Raw genomic sequence first — 25,943 nt, 5'->3', positions numbered from 1 at the left:
GAGGGGTTCTTTAAAGGCCGTTGGCGATGCTGCTGGCTTCACGTGCCAAGCGGGTGATTTCGGCCCAGTCGCCGCGTTGCACCACATCCAGTGGCGTCAACCAAGAGCCGCCCACCATGGCCACGTTGGGCAGCTTCAAAAACTCACCCATATTCGTCAGCGACACGCCACCTGTCGGGCAAAACTGCATGTCGCCCAAGGGGCCTGCCAAAGCTTTGAGCATGGCCAACCCACCGGCTTGAGCGGCGGGAAACAGCTTGACCAGTGAGAAGCCATGGTCGCGCGCGGCCATCACCTCACCGGGCGTCATCACGCCTGGCATGAACGGCAAGCGGCACGCCATGGCGGCTTGCACCAAGGCGTCGGTCATGCCGGGCGAGAGGGCAAACCTCGCGCCCGCTGCTTGCACGCGGGCCATCTCGTCGGCGCGGGTGACCGTGCCTGCCCCCACGTGCATGTGCGGCACATGCTTGGCGACTTGCTCAATGGCAGCCAGGCCTGCCGCATGGCGCAAGGTGATTTCCATCACATCCACACCGCCTTCAAGCAAGGCATGTGCCATCGGCACGGCTTGGTCGGGGTGGGTGATGACGATGACGGGCACCACGCGTGAGGTGAAGGCGGGGCTCTGAAAGGTGGGGTGTGTCGGCTGGGTCATGATGTGTCTTGGTATCAGGCGTGGTGAACATGTGAGAGCAGCGGTGAGGCACCGTCTTCGGCATGGGCGGCGTGGTCACGGAACAGGGCAAACAAGTCACGTCCAGTGCCGCGTTGGTTGGCCGACAGGTCAGGTGTGGGCGCCACACGCGCGGCCAGTTCGGCATCGCTGACTTCCAGTTGCAAGATCTGCGCATCGCAATCCAGGGTAATCATGTCACCGTCTCGCACCTTGGCAATCGCGCCACCGTCCACGGCTTCGGGGCTCACATGGATGGCGGCAGGGACTTTGCCCGACGCCCCCGACATGCGCCCATCGGTGACCAGCGCCACTTTGTAGCCCTTGTCTTGCAGCACACCCAACACGGGGGTGAGCTTGTGCAACTCGGGCATGCCGTTGGCTTGTGGACCTTGGTTGCGCAGCACCGCCACAAAGTCGCGCTCCAGTTGCCCCGCCTTGAACAACTCTGCGAGTTGTTTTTGATCGGTCATCACCAGCGCCGGCGCACGCACCAGGCGGTGTTCGGGCTTGACCGCTGAGACCTTGACCACGGCGCGCCCCAAGTTGCCCTTCATCAGGCGCAAACCGCCGTCTGCACTGAAGGGGCGCGAGGCAGGGCGTAACACGGCTTCGTCGCCCGATTGGGTGGGCACTTCGCGCCAGGCCAGTTGTCCCTGGTCGAGCCAGGGCTCCACGGTGTAGCGCTGTAAACCGTGGCCCATGAGGGTGTGGACATCGGCGTGCAACAAACCCACGCCAAGCAACTGCGCGATCAAAAATCCCATGCCGCCTGCGGCCTGAAAGTGGTTCACATCGGCGCTGCCGTTGGGGTAGACGCGGGCCAGCAAAGGCACGCAGGCCGACAGATCGGAGAAGTCGTCCCAGTTGACGATGAGGCCCGCTGCACGCGCCATCGCGATCAGGTGCATGGTGTGGTTGGTCGATCCTCCGGTGGCCAGCAAACCGACGATGCCGTTGACGATGACCTTGGCATCGATCTGGCGGCCCATGCCCGCGTTGGGGGTTTGGCTGAGTTCCACCGCACGCTGGACCGCAGCCGTGGTGAGGGCTTCGCGCAGGGGCGTGCCCGGGTTGACAAACGATGCGCCTGGCAAGTGCAAGCCCATGATTTCCATCAACATTTGGTTGGAGTTGGCGGTGCCGTAGAAGGTGCAGGTGCCAGCGCTGTGGTAAGCCGCTTGCTCAGCAGCAAGCAAAGTGTCACGGTCGACCAGACCTTGGGCGTATTGCTGCCGTACCTTGGACTTGTCGTCGTTGGACAGACCCGACGTCATGGGCCCAGCTGGCACAAACACGACGGGCAAATGGCCAAACTGCAAAGCGCCCATGAACAAGCCCGGCACGATTTTGTCGCACACGCCCAAAAACAAAGCGGCGTCAAACACGTTGTGCGACAGACCCACGGCTGTGGCCAAGGCAATCACATCGCGCGAGAACAGCGACAGCTCCATGCCGTCTTCGCCTTGGGTCACACCATCGCACATGGCGGGCACGCCACCGGCCACTTGCGCGGTCGCGCCCACGGCCCGTGCTGCGGTGCGAATTTTTTCTGGGTAATGCTCATAGGGCTGGTGGGCTGAGAGCATGTCGTTGTAGGCCGTGATCACGCCCACGTTGGGCTGACGTTCTTGGCGCAGCACCAGTTTGTCGTTGGCGGGCATGGCGGCGTAAGCATGGGCGGCATTGGCGCAGCCCATGCCACCGCGGTACGGGCCGGGTTTTTTGGCTTGTGTCAGCACTTGGAGGTAGGCCGCGCGGGACGCCACGCTGCGTTGCTCAATGCGCTGGGTCACCGCGCTCAGGGTGGGGTTCAAGGATGTGGTCATGACGAGATCCAAAGAGAAACAGGGGTGTGGGTTTGGTGCAGCAGGTGCGACACCGGATATGCGTTGCTGCGTTGCTGCCAAGCCTTGCGCAAAGTGTTGAGCTTGTCCGCGCCGCTGATCGGCAGCACGATGTGGCGTGCGCGCAGCAGTTGCGCCAGTGTTTGTGTGATGCGCGGGTAGGGCGCATTCGCAGGGGGCTGTGCGAGTGTGACGCCTGCACACACCTGTGTGTTGTGCAGGTCCAGCATGTCGGGCAAATTGGGTGCGTCGGCAAACAACGACGCGATGTGCCCGTCCGCGCCCATGCCCAGCACCATCACGTCGGGGGTACCAGCCGCTTGCAGTGCAGCACCGGCGGTTAGAACCAACTGCGACAAGGGGGGCAGCGGTTCAGCGGCTTGGCTCACCATGGGCACCCAGCGCGCGGCATGCGCCTGGTCTTGCAGCAAATGCGTGGTCACCAAGTGGGCGTTGCTGTCGCCATGGGTGCAGGGCACGCAACGTTCATCGGCCAGCGTGATGCGTACCTGGGCCCATGCAATGGGCAGAACGCGCAACGCATGAAACAAAGCCACCGGCGACTTGCCACCCGACACGCCCAACACCGCCACGCCACGCGCGTCGATGGCAGCGGTCAAACGCTGGGCGATGTCTAACGCCAGGGCTTGTGTCAATTCAGTCGTTGCACCGGTGTGCGCCGTGATGTTGGCACGAGGTGCGCTGAGCCAAGGGGCGGTGGATGTCACATCGCTGGACATCAGATTTCCTCGAACCACGACAGGTTTTCGCGTGCCATCAGCGCCGACGATGCGGCGGGCCCCCAACTGCCGGCCGAGTAAGCACGGGGTTTGTCGTCCAGGGCTTTCCAGCCCTCCAAGATGGGTTCGACCCACATCCACGCGGCCTCCAATTCGTCGCGGCGCATGAAGTGGGTCAAACGGCCCTTGATGACGTCCATGAGCAAACGTTCATACGCTTCGGCGCGGCGCTTGTCGGAGGACTGTTGCAGGTCTAGCCCGAGTTTGACCGGGTGCAAGGTCATGCCAGAGCCGGGTTCTTTGACCATCATGCCCAACTGAATGGATTCTTCGGGCTGCAAACTGATGATCAAACGGTTGGGTTCGTGTTGGGCCGTGGTGCCAAAAATGGAGAAGGGTTGATCGGCGAACTCGATGATGATTTCGGATTGGCGCTTTTGCATCCGCTTGCCGGTACGCAAAAAGAACGGCACGTTGGCCCAGCGTGCGTTGTTGATGTGCGCGCGCAAAGCCACAAAGGTTTCGGTTTTGCTGTTGGGCGGCACGTTGTGTTCTTCTTGGTAGCCCACGACGGCCACACCTTCAGAGGCCCCAGCGGTGTACTGGCCGCGCACGGTGTCACGTTTGATGTCGGCCAAGTCCATCTTGCGCAAGGAGCGCAGCACCTTGAGTTTTTCATCGCGCACATCGTCTGCATCGAGCGAGATGGGCGGCTCCATGGCCACGATGCACAACAGTTGCAGCAAATGGTTTTGCACCATGTCACGCATGGCACCTGCACCGTCGTAAAAACCGGCTCGGCTGCCCACGCCCACGGTTTCGGCCACGGTGATTTGCACGCTCTTGATGTACGGCGCGCGCCACAAGGGCTCGAAAATCGCATTGCCAAAGCGCAGCACCATCAGGTTTTGTACTGTTTCTTTGCCCAAGTAGTGGTCGATGCGGTAAATCTGCTGTTCGTCAAAGTAGCGCGCCACATCCGCGTTGATGGCGCGTGCCGAGGCGAGGTCGGTGCCGAGTGGTTTTTCAAGCACCACACGTGCTTGCGCATCCACCAAGCCAGCCTCTGACAGGTGGGCGCAAATTTGTGTGAACAGGTTGGGCGCTGTGGCCAGATAAAACACACGCAGTGCCTGCGCAGTGCAAGCCGCTTTGAGCTTGGCGTAGTCCTCCGCGTGTGTCACGTCCAGGCTGACATAGCTCAAGCGCGCCAGAAAGCTGTGCCAGTCGCCGGGGGTGAGGGTTTGTTTTTCAATGAAGGCGGGGGAGTGGCTATCGACGAAGTTCAGGTACTCGTCACGGCTCCAGGGTTGACGTCCCACGCCAATGATGCGGGTCTGGGCATCGAGCTTGTCATGCAAGTGGGCCATGTAGAGCGCGGGCAAGAGTTTGCGAAACGACAAGTCGCCCGCACCGCCAAATATCACGATGTCTTGTGCGCCTGCGTCAGAAGGTGTGGTGTTCATGTGTAACGTTTGTCTAACAGGTTGTGTTTCATGCTGCGCAGCATGGGCTGGAGTTGTGCACTGCCCAGGCGCAAGGCCACGGTGGTGGCCAACACGTCGATGATCATCAAATGCAACAAGCGCGACACCATGGGGCTGAAGCGCTCATAACTTTCGGGGTGATCGGCGGCCAAATGGATCTGCCCCGCTTTGGACAGCGGCGAGCCCGATGCGGTGATCACCACAGTGGTGGCACCGTTTTTACGCGCAATGTCACAGGCATCCAGCAAGTCGCGGGTGCGCCCTGAGTTGGACACCAAAACCAGGCAGTCGCCCGGTTTGAGCAGCGATGCACTCATGATTTGCAGGTGACCGTCGCTGTGGGCGATGGTGTGAAAGCCCAAACGAAAAAACTTGTGTTGCGCGTCTTGCGCCACGATGCCTGAGTTGCCCGCGCCAAAAAACTCCAGGCGTTTGTTTTTTTTGTGGGTCAGCACAATGGCTTGCGCCGCTTGCTCGATGGCAGATGTGGAAGCGTCGTTGCGGTATTTCAAAAATGCAGCCACGGTGTTATCAATCACTTTGACCAACACCTCCGAGGTGCTGTCTTGCGCGCCCACGTTGCGGTGGATGAAGGGCACGCCTTCGCTCAAGCTACCCGCCAACTTGAGTTTGAAGTCGCTCAGCCCGTCGTAGCCCAGACTGCGACAAAACCGCACCACGGTCGGTTTGCTCACCTGCGAGCGTTCGGCCAATTCGACCACTGGCAATTTGGCAAAAGCCCGTGGGTCACGCAGCAGCAATTGGCCCACGCGTTGCTCGGCAGGGGGCAAGGAGTTGAGTTGACTTTCGACGCGTTCCAGCATGTGTGCGGGGTTGGATTTGTAACTTGGTTACGTAATTTTAATGGATTAAATGACTTTTATGTAACTTTGTTACTTTGTGGCAAGCGCCTACCGATGCGCCTGGGCGAGAATCAGCGCTCTTGCTTTTTCAACCCATGTCGACGCACCACCCCACGCCTGAGCCGCTGCCTGTTTTTGACCATGCCATTGGCGTCTTTGACTCTGGTGTGGGCGGGCTGTCGGTGTTGCGCGCCATTCGCGAGGCTTTGCCGGGGGAAGACTTGGTGTACGTGGCCGACTCCGGGCACGCGCCCTATGGTGATCAAAGCGAAGCACACATCACACAACGCACGTTGACGGTCGGTCAGTGGTTGGCCCAGCAGGGCGTCAAAGCCATCACCATTGCCTGCAACACCGCCACGGTGGTGGCTGCACGCAGCTTGCGCGAACACACCCATTTACCGGTGGTGGCGATTGAGCCGGCCATCAAACCCGCTGTGGCCTTGACGCGTACAGGTGTGGTGGGCGTCTTGGCGACGCGCCAAACGGTGCAAAGTGAGAGCGTGGCCAGGTTGTGCGCGCAGTACGGCGAAGGCAAACGTATCTTGTTGCAAGCCTGCCCTGGTTGGGTGGAGTTGGTGGAGCAAGCCAATTTGCACGGTCCTCACACCGAGGCGCTGCTGCGCCAGTTCATCGCGCCTTTGGTGGCGCAGGGGGCCGACACCTTGGTGTTGGGCTGCACGCATTACCCGTTTTTGCGCGACACCATCCAGCGTTTGGCGGGTGAGGGGGTGACCCTGATAGACCCCGCAGAGGCCGTGGCACGCGAGCTGGTGCGCCGTTTGGGCAATAACTTGCACACGCAGGGCCATGGGTCGACACGGTTTTTCACCACCGGGGACGTGGCCCAGGTGCAGCGCGTGGTGGCTCATTTGTGGGGTGACAGCGCCACAGTGCAAGCGCTGCCATCCTGATCCAGGGACTTGGGGCCCTGAAAGACCTTGCGTCAGCCCGAATTCGGGCAAACCCGTAAACTCGGGGGCTCATGAATGCCTACGCCGACGTCTCTTTTTTCCCCCGCAACGCCAAGCCGCTGACCAGTTACCGCAAGTACTGGGCGGCCCGCTTCGGCACGGCCCCGTTTTTGCCGATGAGCCGCGAGGAAATGACCCAGTTGGGTTGGGACAGTTGCGATGTGATCATCGTCACGGGTGACGCCTATGTGGACCACCCCAGTTTTGGCATGGCCGTGATCGGGCGCATGCTGGAGAACCAGGGCTTTCGTGTGGGCATCATTGCCCAGCCCGACTGGCAAAGCGCCGACCCGTTCAAGGCGCTGGGTAAACCGAATTTGTTTTTCGGCGTAACCGCTGGGAACATGGATTCGATGATCAACCGCTACACCGCGGACCGCAAAATTCGCAGCGACGACGCCTACACGCCCGGCGATGTGGGGGGCAAACGCCCCGACCGAGCAGCCTTGGTGTACAGCCAGCGCTGCAAAGAAGCCTACAGCGATGTGCCGATTGTGTTGGGCGGCATCGAGGGTTCGTTGCGCCGCATCGCGCATTACGACTATTGGTCAGACAAGGTGCGTCGCTCCATCGTGGTCGACAGCAAATGCGATTTGCTGCTGTATGGCAATGCCGAGCGCGCGATTGTTGAAATTGCCCACCGCTTGGCAGCCAAAGAACCGGTGCAACAGATCACCGATGTGCGCGGCACCGCCTTTGTACGCCGTGAAACGCCTGAGGGTTGGTACGAAATTGACTCGTCGAGCATCGACATTCCTGGCCGCGTTGAAGCCCACGTCAACCCGTATTTGATGGTCAGCGAGCAAGCCAAGGCCCAAGGCCAAAGCTGTGCCCGTGAAGACGAAGCCCAAGCTGTGGCCGATGCCGCCAACGGGCCCGGGGCACAGGCCACGGTCGCGCCCCTGAACTTTGTGCCCAACCCCAACATGCCAGCCTTGCAGGGCAAGGGCAAACTCAAAGTGCCGCCGCGTGACCGCAGCGTGATTCGCTTGCCCAGCTACGACCATGTCAAGTCGGACCCCGTGCTGTACGCCCACGCCAACCGTGTGTTGCACCTGGAAACCAACCCCGGCAACGCCCGCTGTTTGGTGCAGTCGCATGGCGAAGGCGTCACCGCACGCGACGTGTGGATCAACCCGCCGCCCATTCCGCTGACCACTGCCGAGATGGACCTGGTGTTTGACTTGCCCTATGCCCGCAGCCCCCATCCGGCATATGCCGACGAAAACGGCGGCCACGACGCTGCCACCAAGATTCCGGCCTGGGAGATGATTCGCTTTTCGGTCAACATCATGCGTGGTTGTTTTGGCGGTTGCACGTTTTGCTCCATCACCGAGCACGAAGGCCGCATCATCCAAAGCCGCAGCGAAGACTCGGTGATTCGTGAGATCGAAGATATTCGCGACAAGGTGTCGGGCTTCACGGGCGTCATCAGCGACTTGGGGGGGCCCACCGCCAATATGTACCGCATTGGTTGCAAGAGCCCGGAGATCGAGGCTGCCTGCCGCAAGCCAAGCTGTGTCTACCCAGGCATTTGCCAAAACCTCAACACCGACCACAGCTCACTCATTCACATGTACCGCCGTGCGCGGGCTTTGAAGGGCGTGAAGAAAATTTTGATTGGTTCTGGCTTGCGCTACGACTTGGCGGTCAAGTCGCCCGAGTACGTCAAAGAGCTGGTGACCCACCATGTGGGCGGCTACCTCAAGATTGCGCCCGAGCACACCGAGGGCGGGCCACTGTCCAAGATGATGAAGCCCGGCATTGGCAGCTACGACAAGTTCAAACAGATGTTTGACCGCTTCTCTGCCGAGGCGGGCAAGAAACAGTTCTTGGTGCCGTACTTCATTGCGGCTCACCCGGGCACGCGTGACGAAGACATGATGAACCTGGCCTTGTGGTTGAAGAAAAACGGCTTTCGTGCCGACCAGGTGCAAACCTTCTACCCCAGCCCCATGGCCACGGCCACGGCGATGTACCACTCGGGCAAAGACCCCCTGTCACGTGTGACACGCACCAGCGAGGCAGTCGACATCGTGCGCGGGGAACGCCGCAGGCGCTTGCACAAAGCCTTTTTGCGCTACCACGATGCCAACAACTGGCCCTTGTTGCGCGAAGCCTTGAAAGCCATGGGACGTGCCGATTTGATTGGCAACGGCAAACACCACCTGATCCCGACGTTTCAGCCCCTGACCGATGGGGGCTACACCAGCGCTCGGCGCAAAAACAGCACCGTCACAGCTAAACCTGGTGCGGCCAAAGCGGGTGTGGCGAAGACGACGATGCGCAACGAACCCACCAAAGGCCGGGTACTCACCCAACACACAGGCTTGCCGCCACGGGTGACCGGCTCCGCCAAGCCAGCGGGAGCCAAGCCCAAAACAGGTCGTTGAGTGCTGCTTTATTTGTGGCGACTTTTCATGGCGCGCTCGACCTCGCGTTTGCCTTCGCGGTCTTTGATGGTGTCGCGTTTGTCATGCTCTGCTTTGCCCTTGGCCAGGGCAATTTCACATTTGATCTTGCCGTTCTTCCAGTGCAGGTTGATGGGCACTAGGGTGTAGCCCTTTTGCTCGACCTTGCCGATCAGACGTTTGATTTCGTCTTTCTTCATCAGCAGTTTCTTGGTCCGCACCGCGTCAGGGCTGACGTGGGTGGACGCGGTGTGCAAAGGGTTGATTTGGCAGCCAATGACGTAGAGCTCGCCATCGCGAATCACCACATAGCCGTCGGTGAGTTGCACCTTGCCTTCGCGTGCGGCTTTGACCTCCCACCCCTGGAGCACCATGCCGGCTTCAAACTTTTCTTCAAAGAAATAGTTGTAGGCGGCCTTTTTGTTGTCGGCAATGCGGGTTGAGGTAACGGGTTTTTTGGTGGCCATGGTGCTTCTTACAATAGCGCCTATTCTATGAAAACCGTTCACAAGTCCGTTCTCATTTGGTTCAGCGCTGAGGAAATGTTTGCCTTGGTCACCGATGTGCCCCGTTACCCCGAGTTCTTGCCGTGGTGCGACCGTGCGTCAGTGCTGTCGCAACACGGCGATGAGATGACTGCAGAGATTGGCATGGCGTTGGGTGGTTTTCACAAAAGCTTCTCCACCCGCAACCAACATGTGCCCGGACGTCAGGTGAAGTTGCAACTCATCGATGGGCCTTTCAAACATTTAGATGGCACCTGGGACTTCCACCCCCTGACCGATCCCAACACCCAGGCTCCACAACGCGCGTGCCGCATTGAGTTGACGCTGAACTACAGCTTTGACAGCATGTTCGGCGCCTTGGTGGGGCCTGTGTTTGACAAGATTGCATCCACCTTGGTGGATGCGTTTGTCAAGCGGGCAGAGCAGGTGTACACATCTTGACGTCCCGCACCCCACCCACTGCCGTCTTGCACATTGGTGTGATGGTGTCGCCCGCGCCACGTGTGGTGCATGAACGCCAGCTGACCTTGCCTACTGGTAGCACGGTGCAACAGGCGCTGCAGGCCAGTGGTTTATTGATCGACTTCCCCGCACTTGACCTGAACAACCACAGTCTGTGGCTGTTGGGTGTGTGGGGGCGCAAGACCACCCTTGGTCATGTGTTGCGTGACTTGGACCGGGTGGAGTTGTATCGTCCCTTGACGGTGGACCCCAAGGTGGCGCGACGTGAGCGTTTTCAAAAACAAGGCACTCAACGCGCGGGCTTGTTTGCCAAGCGCCGAGCAGGTGCCAAAGCAGGTTATTGATTCATGACACATACCCTTTGGCCGACGAGTGGCTACGATTTGTTGAGCACCAATGCGCAAGGGCATCTGCAGGTGACAGACGACTTTTTGCGTTTTTTGTTGGAGCGGCCAGAGTTGGCCCCCATCGCCACGTCATGCTCGGCAGAGCTGACCTTGCACCACAGCTTGATGGACAACCCCAAGCGTGAGGTGACGTCTGATGAGTTGGCGCAATTGCAAGATACCGATGCGGCTGAGAACTACGCGGTGTGGTTGCGGTTCAGGCAGCGCATCGTGGACAAGCCGACGCTAGAGGCTAGCTACTTGGCGCTGTTTCAAGGCGATGGCGTGGATGTACCGCCTTTGCTGGTGCAGCAGATCACCCACATCTTGCTGCGCCACGTGCTGGGTGAGACGCCGACTGCCTTGCAAGCGCGTGCGGCAGAAATGTTGATGCGGCCCCAAAAGATCACGGTGCTCGAAGATGGCGCGGTGATGGCGGCTGACGATGACACCGTGGAGCGCCATGCCACCCAAAGCAGCTTTGGCTCGTTGGGTGAGTTGTTGACACAAGGGGGTATCAAACTGCGCAGCGTGGATCTGGATGTGCTCAATGCCGACAACCAAGAGGCCTATTGGCCACGCAGCGAGAGTTTCGACTGGGTGTTGAGTCTCAACCGGGGGCAGCCAGGCTTGGACGCTTTGTGCGAGGTGATGGCCCGCTGGGTGCAACACTTTTTGGGGGTTGAGGTGCGCATTCAGACAGAGCGCGAGATCGACGATGACCAATGGGTGTGGCATGTGGGCTTGGATGCGCAAGCCAGTGGCGTGCTCAACGACCTGTACCAAGGCCTCGACGTGGCGCCTGAGCGCATGGAGCGTCTATTGTGTCTGTTCAAACTGGAGTTTGTCGACCCCAGCGCCATGCGTGCCGAAGTGCGCGGCAAGCCGGTTTACTTGGCGATGGCGGTGGACGGCGAGCAGCGACTCAAGCTCAAGCCGCAAAATTTGCTGCTGAATTTGCCGCTGTCGGTTCAGTAGGACCCGCAACCGATTTGTACAAAAACACGGCACGTGTGATGTCGGTGACCCACACCAGGCCATCGCCGATTTGGCCGATTTGTGCGGTCTGAACGATCAAGTCAACGATGCTGTCGCAGATCTCATCAGGCGCCACAATTTCAATGCGCACCTTCGGGGTGTAGTCGGTCAGCTCCTCTTTCACATTGGCCGGGTTGTGCACACTGTTGGCGGAACAGCCTTCGGCTTTGCTTACCGTCATGCCAGGAAAGCCGGGCAGGGTGCGAAGCTTTTCGCGCACTGTCGGCAGCTTGGAGGGACGAATGATGGCTTTGATTTCTTTCATACGGGTCCTTCACTCAAGCTTCTGGTTCTGCATCATCAAACCAGTGGTAAATCGTTGGCACAACGACCAGGGTCAACAAGGTACACGTGATCAAGCCCCCAATCACCACAATCGCCAAGGGGCGTTGAACTTCAGAGCCCGGGCCGTCTGAGATCAAAAACGGAATCAGACCCAGCATGGCTACCGTTGCGGTCATCATCACGGGGCGAAAGCGCTGGCGAGCGCCTTCCATCACGGCATCTTTGACCGACATACCGCCCTCACGCAAGCTGCGGATGTACGACACCAACACCACGCCGTTGAGCACAGCAATGCCCCACAGTGCAATGAATCCAACCGAGGCAGGCACAGACAAATACTCGCCTGAGATGAACAAACCAATCACACCACCAATGGAGGCAAAGGGCAGCACGGTGATGATGAGTGTGGCGAATTTGACCGAGTTGAAGAGCAAAAACAACAAGAAAAAAATGGCACCCACCGTGATGGGGACGATGACCTTCAAATGTCCCAATGCACGCTCCATGTTCTGGAACTGGCCACCCCACTCAAGGTAATAGCCTTCGGGTAGTTTGACTCTGTCAGCCACTTTGGCTTGTAGTTCGGTCACAAAGCTACCCAGATCTCGGTCTTTCACGTTGATGCCCACCACGATGCGACGTTTGGCCATTTCGCGAGAAATTTGCGCCGGACCATCCACCACATGAATTTTTGCCATATCCGCCAAGCGGGCTTGCGCGCCATTGGCTGAGTTCAAAATAATGTTGGAAATAGCTTCAATGTTGTCGCGAAATCGTTCGGGTAAACGCACCACGGCAGAGAAGCGACGCTCGCCTTCAAACACGTCAGATGCCACTTTGCCACCAATGGCGGTTTCGATCAGGTCGTTGACATCAGAGACGTTGAGGCCCATGCGTGCAATGGCTTGGCGGTCGATGTCGATTTGCAGGTATTGCTGACCCGAAATACGCTCCACACGCAAGTCTTGCGCGCCTTGTATGTTTTGTGCCACTTTGGCAATTTGATGAGCCACAACTTTCAGCTCATCCAAGTCATCGCCAAACACCTTCACGGCAATGTCCGAACGCACACCGGTGACCATTTCGTCAACCCGGTCCGAGATGGGTTGAGCCATCACAATTTGTACGCCAGGCAAGACTTTGAGTTTTTCACTCATGGCGTTCGTGATGTCGGTTTGGTCCCAGCCCGATGGCCACTCGCTGCGAGGTTTCAAGCTCACTATGGGCGTGGACTCATTGACGCTTTGCGGATCGGCGGGCGATTCACCACGGCCCAAGCCCGAGATGGCGGACTTCACCCCCGGCACGGTCATGATCAAGCGCATGGCCTGCATTTCCATCTTGATCGACTCATTCAGAGAAATATTGGGGACCCGGTTGATGCCAGGGACCACGGATCCCTCTTTCATTTCTGGAATGAATGCCGTGCCTAAAAACGGCAGAACCAACACCGCCAGTGCAAAGGAAGCCAGAGACATTTGCACGGTACGCTTTTGATTCAACATGGCCACGTTCAGTAATTTCAAATAGCGTGACTTGAGCGCTTTGATGAGGGGCGTGTCGTGGTCGCCATCACCGACAGGTGGCTTGAGCAAGTACGACGACAACACCGGTGACAAGGTCATGGACAAGACCAGCGACACGGCCAGCGCAATCGCAATGGTGTAAGCCAAAGGCGCAAACATCTTGCCTTCCATGCCTTGCAGCGTCATCAAGGGCAAAAACACCAAGATGATGATGCCCACCCCAAAAATGACAGGTGTGGCCACTTCAAGCACGGCATTCAATATGCCGCGTACTTTGCTCTCGCCAAGCTCGGCGGCGCGGCCCAAACGTGCATAGGCGTTTTCGACCACCACCACAGATCCATCCACCATCAAACCAATGGCAATCGCCAAGCCTCCTAAGGACATGAGGTTGGCTGAGATGCCCAGTTTGTTCATGGCCATGAAAGTGAGCAGGGGGGTGAGCACCAAGGTAGCCACCACGATGAGCGAGGAGCGTACATCGCCCAAGAACAAAAACAACACAATGACGACCAACACCACGCCTTCAATCAGCACTTTGGTGACGGTCCACAAGGCCGCATCGACCAATTCTGAACGGTCGTAATAGGGCACCACTTTCAAGTCACCTGGCAGCATGCCCCGGTCGTTGATTTGTTTGACACGTGCCTTGATACGGCTGACCACCTCTTTGGCGTTGCCGCCCGTCATCATCATCACAATGCCACCGACTGCTTCGGTGGTGCCGTTTTTGATCACGGCACCTTGTCGCACGTCATGGCCGAGTTTGATTTCTGCCACATCACGCATGTAAACAGGCGTGCCGTTGATTTCTTTGAGCACGATTTGACCCAAGTCTCCAACGCCTTGGATGAGTCCTAAGCCTCGAATCAGGTATTGCTCTGCTGCTTGGGGCAGCACGCCGCCGCCAGAATTGGCGTTGTTGCGCGAGACGGCTGTGTAGACCTCTGACAGGCTGATCTTGTAGTGACGCAAACGCTCAGGATTGACCAAAACGTGGTACTGCTTGACGTAGCCACCTTGTGAGTTGATTTCTGCAACGCCTGGAATTGAACGCAACAAGGGGCGCAGCACCCAGTCTTGCACCACACGGCGCTGCATGAGTTCTTCTTGACTCAGTTCGCGGTTGCCATCGCTGGGATGCTCCAGGGTGTATTGATACACCTCGCCCAAACCTGACGATACGGGGCCTAGCACTGGCGTCATGCCCGTGGGTAAACGGTGGCTCGCTTCCATCAACCGTTCCATCACCAGTTGGCGGGCAAAGTAAACATTGGTGTTGTCGGTGAATACCAAGGTGATCAGGGACAAGCCCGGCTTGTTGAGTGAGCGCAGCTCCGTCAAACCAGGCAAGCCAGTCATGGCCACCTCAATCGGTACCGTGGCAAATCGTTCCACTTCTTCTGGCGAACGGCCAGGAGCTTCGGTGGCAATTTGCACCTGCACATTGGTCACGTCGGGAAAAGCATCGACTGAGAGTTTGGTGGCGGCATGCAGGCCAAAGCACAGCAAGATGATGGCAATGACAGACACCACCAAGCGCTGCTTGAGTGCTGCGCGAACAAGTGACTCCAGCATGGGTTAACTTCCGTTTTTCATGTCGGCGAGATTGCGGTGGTTGTTCAGGTGAAAGGCACCATCTGAGACGATGCGCACACCAGGCTTGAGCCCCTCAAGAACGACGCGCTGGCCGTTTTGCTCCGCCGCCAGCTTGACAGGCGTGAGGCGGAAATAGCCGTTTTGCTCTTCTACAAACACATAGTCCGCATCATCTTGGCGTACCACGGCTGTGATGGGTACAGCCAGTCGTTGCACGGGTACTGATTCGATCAGCATAGAGGCCAACATGGAGGGTTTCAGGCGCCCGTGCTTGTTGTCGAGTTCGGTGCGGACCAGAACCGTGCGTGTTTCTGAGTTGACAGTTTGGCCAACGTAGATGAGCTTGCCAACCAACTTGTCGTTCTCAAGTGCAGGCACTTCGATGCTGACCGATTGCCCAACTTTGACTTGACTGATTTGTTGTTCGGGGACTTGAGCGACAGCCCAGACACGGCTCAGGTCTGCAACGGTAAAGAGCACATCCGAGGGCTGAACCACCTGACCTGCTGCAATTTTTCGTTCTACCACGACCCCTTTGATGGTGGCGACCACACTGGCCACAGAATCAATCGCTCCCGTCGCTGCCAGGCGATCCATCGCTTTGGCACTCACGCCCAAGACACGCAGCTGGTCTTGTGCCGCACGCGTTTCTGCGGAGGCAATTTCGTATTCGTTTTCACGTCGTTGAAGTTCTGCCGCACTGATCACATCTGCATCAAACAGTGTTTTGGCGCGCTCGACATTGCGGCGGTGAAGTTCTCGTTCGGAACGTGCTTTAAGGTAAGACAGTTGCGAGCCTGACAGTTCGCTGCTGTTGATCAAGGCTAGCGTGTCACCTTTGTCGACGACTTGGCCCAGTGATGCATGGATTTGCGTGACGCGACCCGTGACACTGGCGCCAATACGGGTGAGAGCTTGCTCGTCAAAGTCAATTTGACCTGCGACACGCAGGATGTCTGAGGATTCAAGGCTCAGCACTTGCGCCACTTCAATTTGTGCTTTCAAACTGTCTGGCGCGAACACGCGCATGGTGTCGTTGTCTGTGCGCGTGGCTTCTTCGATGCTTGCTTTTTTACAGGCAGACAAAGCCAAGGCACAGCACAACACAGCAGTGATCAGTTTGGGGACTTTGAGAGTGTTGAGTTTCATAGAGTTTTTAATCATTGGCTGTGTGCCCGTAAACGTTCAATCTCGGCCCATGCACTGGCCAAGTCAAACTGTGCCGTGATGAGTTCGTTACGGGATGCACGGTAGACGCGCTGTGCGTCGATCACATCTAAAAAGCTCTTTTCACCAGCCTTGTAGGCCAACTCGGCAATGCGCAGGGCATTGGCAGCTTGGCGCACGATGCCCCCCTCAAGGGCCACCACTTGGGCGTTGACGATGTCATATTGCTGGTAAGCCGCTTCAAGGGATTGAAGAAGTGAAAACTCTTGGTAAGCCAACAGGTTGTCTGATTGTGAGAGCTTGGCTGCGGCTTCACCCACTGGTCCGCCACGCCAGTCCCACAAAGGCAGGTTCATGGCTACGCCAATGCGCCTGCTGCGCCAATCTGGGTCCGTGTCTTGATCTGCGCGCAGTGCAAATTTGGGAAATCGCAAGGCTTTTTCTTCGCTCAGTTTGCGATCAAGTTGTTGTCGCTGTGCGCGTGTGCGTTGCAGTTCTGGATTGCTTTTGAGCACTTCGTCGCGGATGTCACTCAGGGGAGGTGGGGGTGCAAACATGTGTGTTTGCTCTTGAATTTCAAAAGCTTCTGACAATTCAACGCCCACCAAGGCACGCAAAGCCCCGCGAGATTGGCGAACACGCAGGCTGGCAGACTCTTGCATTTTTTGTGCATTCAGTAACTCCGCATTGGCTTTGACCAGTTCGAAGCGCGCTTTTTCTCCAGTTTCAACTTGCAGTGCGATGCTTTTGTGAATGCCTTCCATCAACTTGACGTCTTCACGTGCGGCACGGTTTTCGGCTGTGCGGCGTACCAAGTCGTAATAGCGCACTCGCAGTTGCGCACGCATGTCTGATTTGAAGGATTGCTCGTTGGCCTGGGCAGCTTGGAGTCCTGCAACGGCACCTTCCACGCGTGGCAAGCGATGCCAGGGCATGTCGAGGTCTTGGGTCAGGCTGATGGATTTCAGGTTTCCATTTGCCTCTTGTATGCCAGGGCGCGGTTTGCGCATGCCGTTCATGACTTCGATGTGGGGATTCGCGATGGTGCGTGCTGTCTCTACGCCAGCTCGTGCCGCATCGACTGCACTGGCTGCACTGCGCAAAGCTGGACTTTGGCCAAACATCATGCCTTCTAGATCAGGAAGGCTGAGTTTGGTGGGTTCGGCATAGGCCAAGGGTCCTAACACCACATGAATACACAAGAGAAGGGTGCCTAATTGTTTTTGATGACGACCTGGCAAATGAATCACCCTTATAAGATATTAATCAATCTGAATTTCATTTTGCTACACGAAGAGATGTCCTCCTTTTTCTAAGGAATAGCTCGGTGGTGCCCTGTATACAAGGCCTTATGACCCCCTACGTACAATAGTTTTTTTGGAGCCATGACTATGCGCCTTCTCGGCAAAGCACTCACCTTCGACGACGTGTTGTTGGTGCCAGCCTACTCTCAAGTCCTACCCAAGGACACCTCTCTCGCGACCCAATTCACCCGCAATATCCGCTTGAACCTGCCCTTGGTGTCTGCCGCCATGGACACGGTGACAGAAGCACGCTTGGCGATTGCCATTGCGCAAGAAGGTGGCATTGGCATCGTCCATAAAAACCTGACCGCGCAAGAGCAAGCGGCGCAAGTGGCCAAGGTCAAGCGCTATGAGTCGGGTGTGCTGCGCGACCCTGTGGTCATCACGCCTGAAACCACGGTGCGCCAAGTCATGGCCTTGTCTGAAGAACTGGGTGTTTCAGGATTCCCTGTGTGCAATGGGGGCCAAGTGGTGGGCATCGTCACCGGACGTGATTTGCGCTTTGAGACCCGTTACGACCAAAAGGTCAGCGAGATCATGACACCACGGGAGCGTCTGATCACGGTGCCCGAAGGCACCACGCCCGAACAAGCCAAGGCACTGCTCAACAAGCACAAGCTCGAACGCCTGTTGGTGGTCAACGATGCCTTTGAACTCAAGGGCCTGATCACGGTCAAGGACATCACCAAGCAACTCAACTTTCCTAATGCAGCACGTGACGCCGCAGGCAAGTTGCGTGTCGGTGCTGCAGTGGGCGTGGGTGAGGGCACCGAAGAACGTGTTGAGGCGCTGGCCCGTGCGGGCGTTGACGCCATCGTGGTGGACACGGCCCATGGTCACAGCAAAGGTGTGATCGACCGCGTGCGCTGGGTCAAGCAAAACTACCCACACATCGAAGTCATTGGCGGCAACATCGCCACCGGTGCTGCCGCGCTGGCGTTGGTGGATGCTGGTGCAGATGGTGTCAAGGTCGGCATCGGCCCTGGCTCGATTTGCACCACGCGCATCGTGGCGGGTGTGGGCGTGCCGCAGATCATGGCGGTCGACAACGTGGCGACTGCCCTGCAAGGCACTGGGGTGCCCTTGATTGCAGACGGCGGCATTCGCTACAGCGGCGACATTGCCAAAGCCATCGCCGCAGGTGCCGGCACGGTGATGATGGGCGGCATGTTCGCTGGCACCGAAGAGGCACCGGGTGAAGTGATTCTGTTTCAGGGCCGCAGCTACAAGAGCTATCGCGGCATGGGCTCCATTGGCGCGATGCAGCAGGGCAGTGCGGACCGCTATTTCCAAGAGTCGAGCACCGGCAACCCCAATGCGGACAAATTGGTGCCCGAAGGCATTGAAGGTCGGGTGCCCTACAAAGGCTCTGTGGTGGCCATCATTTACCAAATGGCCGGCGGCTTGCGTGCCAGCATGGGGTATTGCGGCTGTGCCACCATCGAAGCCATGCACAACGAGGCTCAGTTTGTTGAAATCACGTCGGCTGGTATTCGTGAGAGCCACGTGCACGATGTGCAGATCACCAAAGAAGCGCCCAATTACCGCGCTGAGTAAGAAAGCGCTCATTCCCCAAACCACCCTCCGGGGTGGTTTTGTTTTTTGAGACAATAGCGTCAGGCCACTGAATGGCCTTTTTTATTTATGTCGCACCAAAAAATCCTCATTCTCGATTTCGGCTCCCAAGTCACCCAGCTCATTGCCCGCCGCGTGCGTGAGGCGCATGTGTTTTGCGAAGTTCATCCTTGTGACGTGAGCAGCGACTGGGTGCGCGAGTACGCCAAAGATGGCAACTTGAAAGGCGTCATCTTGTCGGGCAGCCATGCCAGCGTGTACGAGGTCGATGACCGCGCCCCTGATGCGGTGTTCGAACTGGGTATTCCCGTGCTGGGTATTTGCTACGGCATGCAAACCATGGCCACCCAGTTGGGCGGCAAGGTAGAAGCGGGTCATACCCGCGAATTTGGCTATGCCGAGGTGCGGGCCCATGGGCACACCGAATTGCTCAAAGGTATTGAAGACTTCAACACACCAGAAGGCCACGGCATGCTCAAGGTGTGGATGAGCCATGGTGACAAGGTCACGCAACTGCCCGAGGGTTTCAAGGTCATGGCCTCCACGCCGTCTTGCCCAATTGCGGGCATGGCCGACGAAGCACGTAAGTTTTATGCGGTGCAGTTCCACCCCGAAGTGACGCATACCGTGCAAGGTCAAGCCTTGTTGAACCGTTTTGTGCTGGACATTTGCGGGACACGCCCAGACTGGATCATGGGTGACTACATCGCTGAGGCAGTGGCATCGATTCGCCAGCAAGTGGGCGACGAAGAAGTGATTCTGGGTTTGTCGGGCGGTGTGGACTCGTCCGTGGCCGCAGCCCTGATTCACCGTGCCATTGGCGACAAGCTGACCTGTGTGTTTGTGGACCATGGCCTGCTTCGTCTCAACGAAGGCGATATGGTGATGGACATGTTCGTGGGCAAGTTGCACGCCCATGTGATTCGTGTAGACGCCAGTGACTTGTTCTTGGGCAAACTGGCGGGCGTGAGCGAGCCAGAAGCCAAACGCAAGATCATCGGTGGTTTGTTTGTGGATGTATTCAAAGAACAAGCCGCCAAGCTCAAGGCGGGTGACGGAGGCCACAAAGGAGCGACCTTCTTGGCGCAAGGCACGATTTACCCTGATGTGATTGAGTCGGGCGGTGCCAAGAGCAAGAAGGCAGTGACGATCAAGAGCCACCACAACGTGGGCGGCTTGCCTGAGCAACTGGGCCTCAAGCTGCTGGAGCCTTTGCGCGACTTGTTCAAAGACGAGGTGCGTGAGTTGGGCGTGGCGCTTGGGCTGCCTCGCGAGATGGTGTATCGCCACCCGTTCCCAGGCCCAGGCTTGGGGGTGCGTATCTTGGGCGAGGTGAAAAAGGAATATGCCGATTTGCTGCGCCGTGCGGACGCGATCTTCATTGAAGAGCTACACAACTTCAAGGATGAGGCCACTGGCAAAACCTGGTACGACCTGACCAGCCAAGCGTTCACTGTGTTCTTGCCCGTCAAGAGCGTGGGTGTGATGGGCGACGGCCGCACTTATGACTATGTGGTGGCCTTGCGTGCGGTGCAAACCAGCGACTTCATGACCGCAGATTGGGCCGAGTTGCCTTATGCGTTGCTGAAAAAAGTATCTGGCCGAATCATCAACGAAGTGCGCGGTATCAACCGTGTGACCTATGACGTGTCAAGCAAGCCGCCTGCCACGATTGAGTGGGAATAAGCACCAAAACCAAACGGCCTACAATTGAGGGTTGTTTGAGTGGTTGCCCGTCTTGGGCTTGATTTTTAAATTAGAGAATACTGAGTACATGGCAAAAGAAGAAATGATCGAAATGAAGGGTGTGGTGACCGAGGTCTTGCCCGACTCGCGTTACCGTGTCACCCTGGAAAACGGTCACTCCCTGATCGCTTACACCGCCGGCAAAATGCGCCTGCACCGCATCCGCATCATTGAAGGCGACAAGGTGACGGTTGAGCTCTCTCCTTACGACATGAACAAAGCCCGTGTGACGTTCCGCCACATTGAAGGCAAAGGCCCAGGCGGCCCTGTCAAGCGTCGTTTCTAACGCACGTGCGCTTTGCGTGGTGCATTGACCAACATGTACCTACCCCCTCACTTCAAAGCCAAAGATGAAGCCCATGCGCTGGCTGTGATGCGTGAGCATCCGCTGGCGAGCTTGATCAGCCAAGACGATGAGGGCTTTCCTTTTGTTTCCCATATCCCTTTGCATTTGACCCAGCGCGACGGTCAATGCATCTTGCTTGGTCACTGTGCCAAAGCCAATCCGCATTGGCGCTATTTGCAGGCCAGGCCTCAGACTCTGGTCACCTTCATGGGGCCGCAAGCTTATTTGTCACCTCAGGTCTACCCAGACCTGGCACGCGTGCCCACGTGGAATTATTTGGCGGTACATGCCCGTGTAGAAGCTACTTTGGTGGATGACCCACAAGCCAAAGATCGCTTGCTCAAGCAATTGATTGCTGATCACGAGCCTGCTTATGCCGCACAGTGGCGCGGTTTGGATGGTGCATTTCAAGAAAAAATGCTTCACGGCATCGTGGCGTTTGAGTTGCGCATCACTGAGTTGCAGTGCAAGCTCAAACTCAACCAACATCGCCCTGAGTCGCACGTTGCTTTGTACGCCATGTATCGGCAAGGTACGCCTACCGAACAGGTGTTGGCCCGCTGGATGGTTCGCCTCGGCTTGGTGGAGCCCACATGAGCGCACAAGATACGTCTGTTGACCATGGCTTCATGCAGTTGGCTTTGGTGCAAGCGCAAGCTGCGGCTCAAGCGGGGGAGGTGCCTGTAGGCGCCGTGGTGGTGCACCAAGGACAAGTGATTGCCAGTGGCCACAACAGCCCGGTGTCGAGTTGTGACCCCAGTGCCCATGCAGAAATGAATGTCTTGCGCGCAGCAGCGCTTGCCCTCGGGAATTACCGCTTGGACGAATGCACGTTGTACGTGACCTTGGAGCCCTGCGTCATGTGCAGTGGTGCGGTCTTGCATGCCCGTTTGAAGCGTGTGGTGTATGGCGCAAACGAACCAAAAACCGGAGCGGCCGGGTCGGTGCTGAATGTGTTTGAGCATCCTCAGCTGAACCACCATACCCAGATCACACGGGGTGTTTTGGCCGCAGAGTGCGCAGCCTTGTTGCAAATATTTTTTGAGCAACGACGCCATGAAGCGAATGCGCAACGTGTGCCATTACGTGAAGATGCGCTGCGTTTGAGTGAGTCTGCCATGGCTGCGATGCAGAGCCTGGGGCTGCCACCTCAATGGTCCCGTTACACGCAAGAACTGCCTGTTTTGAATGGCTTGCGACTGCATTGGTTAGACAACCGCGATGAAGCCAGGCCTTCATCGCAGGATGTTCACGTTTTTTTGCATGGGCCGCAGAGTTGGAGCGCGGCTTATCTTGATGCCCTGACCTCCAACACGCCCAGTGTGGCCATCGATTTACCCGGGTTCGGCTTGTCTGACAAACCTAAAAAGCAAAGCGTGCACAGCATGGTTTGGCATGCTCAGGTCTTGGCTGAGTTCATGGTGTCGTTGCATGCCACCGCTCTGAGCGTGCATGCGCCTGCCAGCATGCGGCCTGTGTTGACGCAGCTACAACATGTGTTGAACTTGCCTCTGGAAGTGCATCTTGATGTACAAGAGGTGCACATGCCTTCTGCGCTGCACATCGCGCCATACCCTGATCGAGGCCATGAAGCGGGTCCACGCGCACTGCGTGCTTTATTGGCAGCCCCGCCACCGTTGCGACGCTGAGCATGCAGCTGCGGTCGTCGCAATCTCGCGCTGAGGCGCTGTGACCGACAATGTGTCCATGGCTCACATCTATATCTATTCCCCCAGTGGCGCGGTGCGCGACAAAGCAGCATTCAAACGAGGTGTTTCTCGTCTTAAACAACTTGGCCATGAGGTCGAGCTAGACGCTGACACCCTCACACGCCAAACCCGGTTTGCCGGCGACGATGCCACCCGTTTGGCCGCCATTGAACGCGCGGCAGCCAGCGGTGCCGATGTGGCGTTGATCTCGCGCGGTGGCTATGGTCTGACGCGCATTCTGCCGAACATTGCGTACAAAGCAGTGGCGAAAGCCATTGCAAAAGGCACGCAGTTTGTGGGCGTGAGCGACTTTACGGCGTTTCAAAATGCGCTTCTCGCTAAAACGGGCGCAGTGTCGTGGGCTGGGCCCGCGTTAGGCGAAGACTTTGGCGCCCCGCTACCTGACGACATCATGGAAGCTTGCTTTGACGATCTGGTGAGTGGGCAGGGGGAGGGCGCAGGCTGGCGTTTGTCTACTGCGACTTGCCATGCCCTTCAGACGCGTCGTTCGGGCGTATGGGCCAAAGATGCTGTGTTGTGGGGCGGTAATTTGGCCGTTTTGACAAGCTTGTTGGGCACGCCGTACTTTCCGCAGGTGCAAGGTGGGGTGTTGTTTTTGGAGGATGTCGGTGAGCATCCTTACCGCATAGAGCGCATGTTGACGCAACTGCTGCACGCGGGTGTGTTGGCCCAGCAAAAAGCGGTGGTCTTGGGGCAGTTCACCAGCTACAAACTCACCCCACATGACAAGGGCTTTAAGTTGGCCAGTGTGGTGGATTGGCTGCGCAGTCAGCTGAAGGTGCCTGTGTTAACTGATTTGCCATTTGGTCACGTTGCCACCAAGGTTTGTCTTCCTGTTGGAGCCAAAGTCAGTTTGGTGGTGGAAGACCGCGATGCGCTGTTGCTTTGGGCGCACAACGATCACTGAGTTTTCATGACCAATTAGATGCACTCCATTTCCAGACCTATTGGTCGAAAAATGTACTATATTGCATCTTTGTAACATGAATCTGGGAGATCGCCTTGAAGCACTACGACAGCCACTACATCAACGGTCAATGGGTCAAGGCCCAATCGTCAAAAGTTTTTGAAGTGCATGACTCGAGCACAGAAGAAGTGTTCGCTACCGTGCCACAAGGCAGCCGGACGGAGGCAGAGCAGGCCGTGATGGCTGCGCGTAAAGCGTTTGACAGTTGGTCGCAGCTTGCGGTGGAAACACGCTGTGGCTACATCGACAAGATCGTTGAGGGATTGAAGGCGCGGACAGATGAAATGGGGACGGTGATTGCCCGTGAGGTTGGGATGCCGATCAAACTGGCCAAGATGATTCAAGTGGGTGGTCCAGTCTTCAATTGGGGGAATGCGGCCAAGGTGGCACGTCGCTTTGTTTGGGAAGAGCGCGTGGGTAATTCGCTGGTGGTGCGCGAGCCGATAGGTGTGGTGGGCTGCATCACGCCATGGAATTTTCCGCTCAATCAAATCACTTTGAAAGTTGCGCCAGCCCTGGCTGCAGGTTGCACGGTGGTGCTCAAACCCAGTGAGATAGCACCCGTCAACGCGATGCTTTTGGCCGAGATCATTCACGAGGCAGGTTTGCCCCCCGGTGTGTTCAATTTGGTCAATGGCACAGGACCTGAAGTGGGTGAGGTGCTGGCCAGCCACCCTGAAGTGGACATGGTGAGCTTCACAGGGTCCACCCGCGCTGGCAAGCGTGTGGGCGAATTGGCAGCACAAACCGTCAAACGCGTGGCGTTGGAGCTGGGGGGCAAATCTGCCAGTGTGATATTGGCTGATGCTGATTTGGAAGCTGCGGTGAAAGGCAGCATTGGCGCGTGTTTGCTCAACAGTGGTCAAACCTGCTCAGCTCATACCCGTATGTTGGTGCCAGAGTCGAAGTATGAAGAGGTCAAGAAGATGGCCCAAGCCGTGGTGGCGAAGTACACCCTAGGCCCAAGCCTGGACGAATCCACCCGACTTGGTCCGTTGGTGAGCGCAGCGCAGCGTGACCGCGTGATTGACTTCATTCAGCTGGGTCTGAAAGAGGGCGCTGAATTGGTGGCCGGTGGCTCGGAAAAACCCAAATTTGCCAGCGGCTACTTTGTGCAACCCACGGTGCTGCGCGTCAAACCTACGGATACCTTGGCCAAGGAAGAGATTTTTGGCCCCGTGTTGGTGATCATCACCTACAAAGACGAAGCGGAAGCGATACGCATTGCCAATGACAGTGTTTACGGTTTAGGTGGTGGCGTATGGAGTGCCGACGAAGCCCATGCCACGGCTGTTGCCAGACGCATACGAACAGGGCAGGTCGATATCAATGGCGCACCGTTCAATGGCAATGCGCCTTTTGGTGGTTACAAGCAGTCAGGCAATGGCCGTGAAAACGGAAAATACGGCTTTGAAGAGTTTTTGGAGTACAAAGCATTGCAATTTAAGCCAGAGCCCAAGTAATTTGGGGCACTAGGCTGTAAGATTTGCTAATGCATAACAGTTATCGCAAATACATCCAAGGTTCTTTGTTTTTCATATTTTTGGTGTTTTTGGGTGTGTCGCATGCGCAAAATACGGCCCAGCATCTAGAGCGTGTGTTGTTAGAAAAAAAAGTACATGTCTGTATTTGGCCTGACTACTACGGCATCACACTGCGCAATCCCAAGACTCAAGAGCTGGAAGGGGTGGATGCCGATCTAGCGTTAGAGCTGGGCAAAGACCTGGGGGTGAATGTTGAGTTCGTAGACAGTTCATTTGCCACCTTGATCACTGATGTGACTTCGGACAAGTGCGATGTGGCGATGTTTGCCGTGGGCATCACGCCGCAACGCGCTCAAAAGTTACGTTTCACGCAGCCCACGTTGGTGAGCGATGTATATGGCATCACCACGCGCAATAACCGACGCATCAAGTCATGGGATGACATTGACAAACCAGGCGTTGTGGTGACCGTGATCAAGGGAACATTGCATGAGCCTTTGATGCGAGAACGACTCAAGGCCGCGACATTGCAAGTTGTGAACTCATCGATCGAGCGTGAACAGGAGGTGATGTCGGGCAGGGCAGATGTGTTTATCACCGACTTTCCTTATAGTCGGCGCATGTTAGAAACGACCGATTGGGCCCGTTTGGTGGCGCCTGCCACGCGTTACCAAGAAACGCGCTATGCCTATGCCGTCGCTCCAGGAGATGAGCGATGGGCTAACCGGCTAGAGCAATTTGTGCGCGATATCAAACAAGATGGTCGCTTGCTCAAAATTGCAGCACGTTATCGACTCGATCCGATTGTTGTGAAGCGCTGATCA

General features: G+C 57.2%; 23 protein-coding genes. 13 read left to right on the top strand and 10 right to left on the bottom strand.

Annotated elements, in window-relative coordinates; translation table 11 throughout:
* Positions 1-10 precede the first annotated feature (10 nt).
* Genes eda through B9Z41_RS03465 form a run of 5 tightly spaced genes read right to left on the bottom strand, consistent with a single transcriptional unit; the run spans position 11 to position 5,574 of the window.
* Entirely contained in the window at positions 11-658 is a 648-nt protein-coding gene (gene eda, locus B9Z41_RS03485; RefSeq protein ID WP_100144989.1) for a bifunctional 4-hydroxy-2-oxoglutarate aldolase/2-dehydro-3-deoxy-phosphogluconate aldolase, read from the bottom strand.
* A 14-nt stretch (positions 659-672) separates the two neighbouring features.
* On the bottom strand, positions 673-2,505 hold the full coding sequence (gene edd, locus B9Z41_RS03480; RefSeq protein ID WP_100144987.1) for a phosphogluconate dehydratase: 1,833 nt from the start codon (positions 2,503-2,505) through the stop codon (positions 673-675).
* On the bottom strand, positions 2,502-3,263 hold the full coding sequence (gene pgl / locus B9Z41_RS03475; protein WP_100144985.1) for a 6-phosphogluconolactonase: 762 nt from the start codon (positions 3,261-3,263) through the stop codon (positions 2,502-2,504). The genes edd and pgl overlap by 4 nt, the downstream gene beginning before the upstream one ends.
* Positions 3,263-4,729 carry a glucose-6-phosphate dehydrogenase gene (gene zwf, locus B9Z41_RS03470; RefSeq protein WP_100144983.1) on the bottom strand — a complete coding sequence of 489 codons (1,467 nt, stop codon included), beginning with the start codon at positions 4,727-4,729 and terminating at the stop codon, positions 3,263-3,265. The genes pgl and zwf overlap by 1 nt, the downstream gene beginning before the upstream one ends.
* Positions 4,726-5,574, bottom strand: coding sequence for a MurR/RpiR family transcriptional regulator (locus B9Z41_RS03465; RefSeq protein WP_100144981.1), 849 nt, complete (start codon positions 5,572-5,574; stop codon positions 4,726-4,728). The genes zwf and B9Z41_RS03465 overlap by 4 nt, the downstream gene beginning before the upstream one ends.
* Positions 5,575-5,708: 134 nt before the next feature.
* Between B9Z41_RS03465 and murI the strand changes: the two genes are divergently transcribed.
* Both murI and B9Z41_RS03455 read left to right on the top strand, forming a co-directional pair.
* Positions 5,709-6,527, top strand: coding sequence for a glutamate racemase (gene murI / locus B9Z41_RS03460; RefSeq protein WP_100145147.1), 819 nt, complete (start codon positions 5,709-5,711; stop codon positions 6,525-6,527).
* Between the two features lie 71 nt (positions 6,528-6,598).
* A complete protein-coding gene (locus B9Z41_RS03455) occupies positions 6,599-8,980 on the top strand; it encodes a YgiQ family radical SAM protein (protein ID WP_100144979.1) in 2,382 nt (793 codons plus the stop codon).
* A gap of 8 nt (positions 8,981-8,988) precedes the next feature.
* On the opposite strand, the gene smpB is transcribed toward B9Z41_RS03455, so the two are convergent.
* Positions 8,989-9,465 (bottom strand): SsrA-binding protein SmpB, encoded by a 477-nt coding sequence (gene smpB / locus B9Z41_RS03450; protein ID WP_100144977.1) that lies wholly within the window; start codon positions 9,463-9,465, stop codon positions 8,989-8,991.
* Positions 9,466-9,492: 27 nt separating this feature from the next.
* On the opposite strand from smpB, the gene B9Z41_RS03445 reads away from it, so the two are divergent.
* Genes B9Z41_RS03445 through B9Z41_RS03435 form a run of 3 tightly spaced genes read left to right on the top strand, consistent with a single transcriptional unit; the run spans position 9,493 to position 11,330 of the window.
* Positions 9,493-9,945: a type II toxin-antitoxin system RatA family toxin gene (locus B9Z41_RS03445; protein WP_100144975.1), complete on the top strand. Its 453-nt coding sequence runs from the start codon at positions 9,493-9,495 to the stop codon at positions 9,943-9,945.
* Positions 9,946-9,986: 41 nt separating this feature from the next.
* The gene (locus tag B9Z41_RS03440; protein WP_100145145.1) at positions 9,987-10,310 is read left to right on the top strand and encodes an RnfH family protein; all 324 of its coding nucleotides are present in this window, start codon (positions 9,987-9,989) and stop codon (positions 10,308-10,310) included.
* 3 nt (positions 10,311-10,313) lie between these two features.
* Complete coding sequence (locus tag B9Z41_RS03435) at positions 10,314-11,330, top strand: DUF6352 family protein (RefSeq protein ID WP_100144973.1); 1,017 nt, start codon at positions 10,314-10,316, stop codon at positions 11,328-11,330.
* On the opposite strand, the gene B9Z41_RS03430 is transcribed toward B9Z41_RS03435, so the two are convergent.
* Genes B9Z41_RS03430 through B9Z41_RS03415 form a run of 4 tightly spaced genes read right to left on the bottom strand, consistent with a single transcriptional unit; the run spans position 11,284 to position 17,169 of the window.
* Entirely contained in the window at positions 11,284-11,655 is a 372-nt protein-coding gene (locus tag B9Z41_RS03430) for a P-II family nitrogen regulator (protein WP_100144971.1), read from the bottom strand. The genes B9Z41_RS03435 and B9Z41_RS03430 overlap by 47 nt on opposite strands.
* A gap of 13 nt (positions 11,656-11,668) precedes the next feature.
* Positions 11,669-14,779 (bottom strand): efflux RND transporter permease subunit, encoded by a 3,111-nt coding sequence (locus B9Z41_RS03425; protein WP_100144969.1) that lies wholly within the window; start codon positions 14,777-14,779, stop codon positions 11,669-11,671.
* Positions 14,780-14,782: 3 nt separating this feature from the next.
* A complete protein-coding gene (locus B9Z41_RS03420) occupies positions 14,783-15,949 on the bottom strand; it encodes an efflux RND transporter periplasmic adaptor subunit (RefSeq protein WP_100145143.1) in 1,167 nt (388 codons plus the stop codon).
* 11 nt (positions 15,950-15,960) lie between these two features.
* A complete protein-coding gene (locus B9Z41_RS03415; RefSeq protein ID WP_143474141.1) occupies positions 15,961-17,169 on the bottom strand; it encodes a TolC family protein in 1,209 nt (402 codons plus the stop codon).
* Between the two features lie 189 nt (positions 17,170-17,358).
* On the opposite strand from B9Z41_RS03415, the gene guaB reads away from it, so the two are divergent.
* From guaB to B9Z41_RS03375, 8 genes are all read left to right on the top strand, one after another.
* Entirely contained in the window at positions 17,359-18,828 is a 1,470-nt protein-coding gene (gene guaB / locus B9Z41_RS03410) for an IMP dehydrogenase (protein ID WP_100144966.1), read from the top strand.
* An 87-nt stretch (positions 18,829-18,915) separates the two neighbouring features.
* Positions 18,916-20,532 carry a glutamine-hydrolyzing GMP synthase gene (guaA, locus tag B9Z41_RS03405; RefSeq protein WP_100144964.1) on the top strand — a complete coding sequence of 539 codons (1,617 nt, stop codon included), beginning with the start codon at positions 18,916-18,918 and terminating at the stop codon, positions 20,530-20,532.
* Between the two features lie 88 nt (positions 20,533-20,620).
* Positions 20,621-20,878 (top strand): translation initiation factor IF-1, encoded by a 258-nt coding sequence (gene infA, locus B9Z41_RS03400; RefSeq protein ID WP_100145141.1) that lies wholly within the window; start codon positions 20,621-20,623, stop codon positions 20,876-20,878.
* A 33-nt stretch (positions 20,879-20,911) separates the two neighbouring features.
* Positions 20,912-21,535, top strand: coding sequence for an FMN-binding negative transcriptional regulator (locus tag B9Z41_RS03395; RefSeq protein ID WP_100145139.1), 624 nt, complete (start codon positions 20,912-20,914; stop codon positions 21,533-21,535).
* Positions 21,532-22,587 (top strand): tRNA adenosine(34) deaminase TadA, encoded by a 1,056-nt coding sequence (tadA, locus tag B9Z41_RS03390; protein WP_100144962.1) that lies wholly within the window; start codon positions 21,532-21,534, stop codon positions 22,585-22,587. The genes B9Z41_RS03395 and tadA overlap by 4 nt, the downstream gene beginning before the upstream one ends.
* A gap of 58 nt (positions 22,588-22,645) precedes the next feature.
* Positions 22,646-23,575, top strand: coding sequence for an LD-carboxypeptidase (locus B9Z41_RS03385; protein WP_100144960.1), 930 nt, complete (start codon positions 22,646-22,648; stop codon positions 23,573-23,575).
* A 95-nt stretch (positions 23,576-23,670) separates the two neighbouring features.
* Positions 23,671-25,098, top strand: a complete 1,428-nt coding sequence (locus B9Z41_RS03380; protein WP_100144958.1) for an aldehyde dehydrogenase family protein — start codon at positions 23,671-23,673, stop codon at positions 25,096-25,098.
* Between the two features lie 29 nt (positions 25,099-25,127).
* Positions 25,128-25,940 carry an ABC transporter substrate-binding protein gene (locus B9Z41_RS03375; protein ID WP_100144956.1) on the top strand — a complete coding sequence of 271 codons (813 nt, stop codon included), beginning with the start codon at positions 25,128-25,130 and terminating at the stop codon, positions 25,938-25,940.
* The last annotated feature ends 3 nt before the right edge of the window (positions 25,941-25,943 follow it).

Source organism: Limnohabitans sp. JirII-31 (assembly GCF_002778315.1).
Classification (GTDB): Bacteria; Pseudomonadota; Gammaproteobacteria; order Burkholderiales; family Burkholderiaceae_C; genus Limnohabitans.
Note: the sequence above shows the minus strand (reverse complement) of the source record. Positions and strands in the feature narration are given on the sequence as shown.

Bases quoted from the DNA above. Each gene is read 5' to 3' on its own strand.
- eda (WP_100144989.1), bottom strand. From the start codon at position 658: ATGACCCAGCCGACACACCCCACCTTTCAGAGCCCCGCCTTCACCTCA.
- edd (WP_100144987.1), bottom strand. From the start codon at position 2,505: ATGACCACATCCTTGAACCCCACCCTGAGCGCGGTGACCCAGCGCATT.
- pgl (WP_100144985.1), bottom strand. From the start codon at position 3,263: ATGTCCAGCGATGTGACATCCACCGCCCCTTGGCTCAGCGCACCTCGT.
- zwf (WP_100144983.1), bottom strand. From the start codon at position 4,729: ATGAACACCACACCTTCTGACGCAGGCGCACAAGACATCGTGATATTT.
- B9Z41_RS03465 (WP_100144981.1), bottom strand. From the start codon at position 5,574: ATGCTGGAACGCGTCGAAAGTCAACTCAACTCCTTGCCCCCTGCCGAG.
- murI (WP_100145147.1), top strand. From the start codon at position 5,709: ATGTCGACGCACCACCCCACGCCTGAGCCGCTGCCTGTTTTTGACCAT.
- B9Z41_RS03455 (WP_100144979.1), top strand. From the start codon at position 6,599: ATGAATGCCTACGCCGACGTCTCTTTTTTCCCCCGCAACGCCAAGCCG.
- smpB (WP_100144977.1), bottom strand. From the start codon at position 9,465: ATGGCCACCAAAAAACCCGTTACCTCAACCCGCATTGCCGACAACAAA.
- B9Z41_RS03445 (WP_100144975.1), top strand. From the start codon at position 9,493: ATGAAAACCGTTCACAAGTCCGTTCTCATTTGGTTCAGCGCTGAGGAA.
- B9Z41_RS03440 (WP_100145145.1), top strand. From the start codon at position 9,987: ATGGTGTCGCCCGCGCCACGTGTGGTGCATGAACGCCAGCTGACCTTG.
- B9Z41_RS03435 (WP_100144973.1), top strand. From the start codon at position 10,314: ATGACACATACCCTTTGGCCGACGAGTGGCTACGATTTGTTGAGCACC.
- B9Z41_RS03430 (WP_100144971.1), bottom strand. From the start codon at position 11,655: ATGAAAGAAATCAAAGCCATCATTCGTCCCTCCAAGCTGCCGACAGTG.
- B9Z41_RS03425 (WP_100144969.1), bottom strand. From the start codon at position 14,779: ATGCTGGAGTCACTTGTTCGCGCAGCACTCAAGCAGCGCTTGGTGGTG.
- B9Z41_RS03420 (WP_100145143.1), bottom strand. From the start codon at position 15,949: ATGAAACTCAACACTCTCAAAGTCCCCAAACTGATCACTGCTGTGTTG.
- guaB (WP_100144966.1), top strand. From the start codon at position 17,359: ATGCGCCTTCTCGGCAAAGCACTCACCTTCGACGACGTGTTGTTGGTG.
- guaA (WP_100144964.1), top strand. From the start codon at position 18,916: ATGTCGCACCAAAAAATCCTCATTCTCGATTTCGGCTCCCAAGTCACC.
- infA (WP_100145141.1), top strand. From the start codon at position 20,621: ATGGCAAAAGAAGAAATGATCGAAATGAAGGGTGTGGTGACCGAGGTC.
- B9Z41_RS03395 (WP_100145139.1), top strand. From the start codon at position 20,912: ATGTACCTACCCCCTCACTTCAAAGCCAAAGATGAAGCCCATGCGCTG.
- tadA (WP_100144962.1), top strand. From the start codon at position 21,532: ATGAGCGCACAAGATACGTCTGTTGACCATGGCTTCATGCAGTTGGCT.
- B9Z41_RS03385 (WP_100144960.1), top strand. From the start codon at position 22,646: ATGGCTCACATCTATATCTATTCCCCCAGTGGCGCGGTGCGCGACAAA.
- B9Z41_RS03375 (WP_100144956.1), top strand. From the start codon at position 25,128: ATGCATAACAGTTATCGCAAATACATCCAAGGTTCTTTGTTTTTCATA.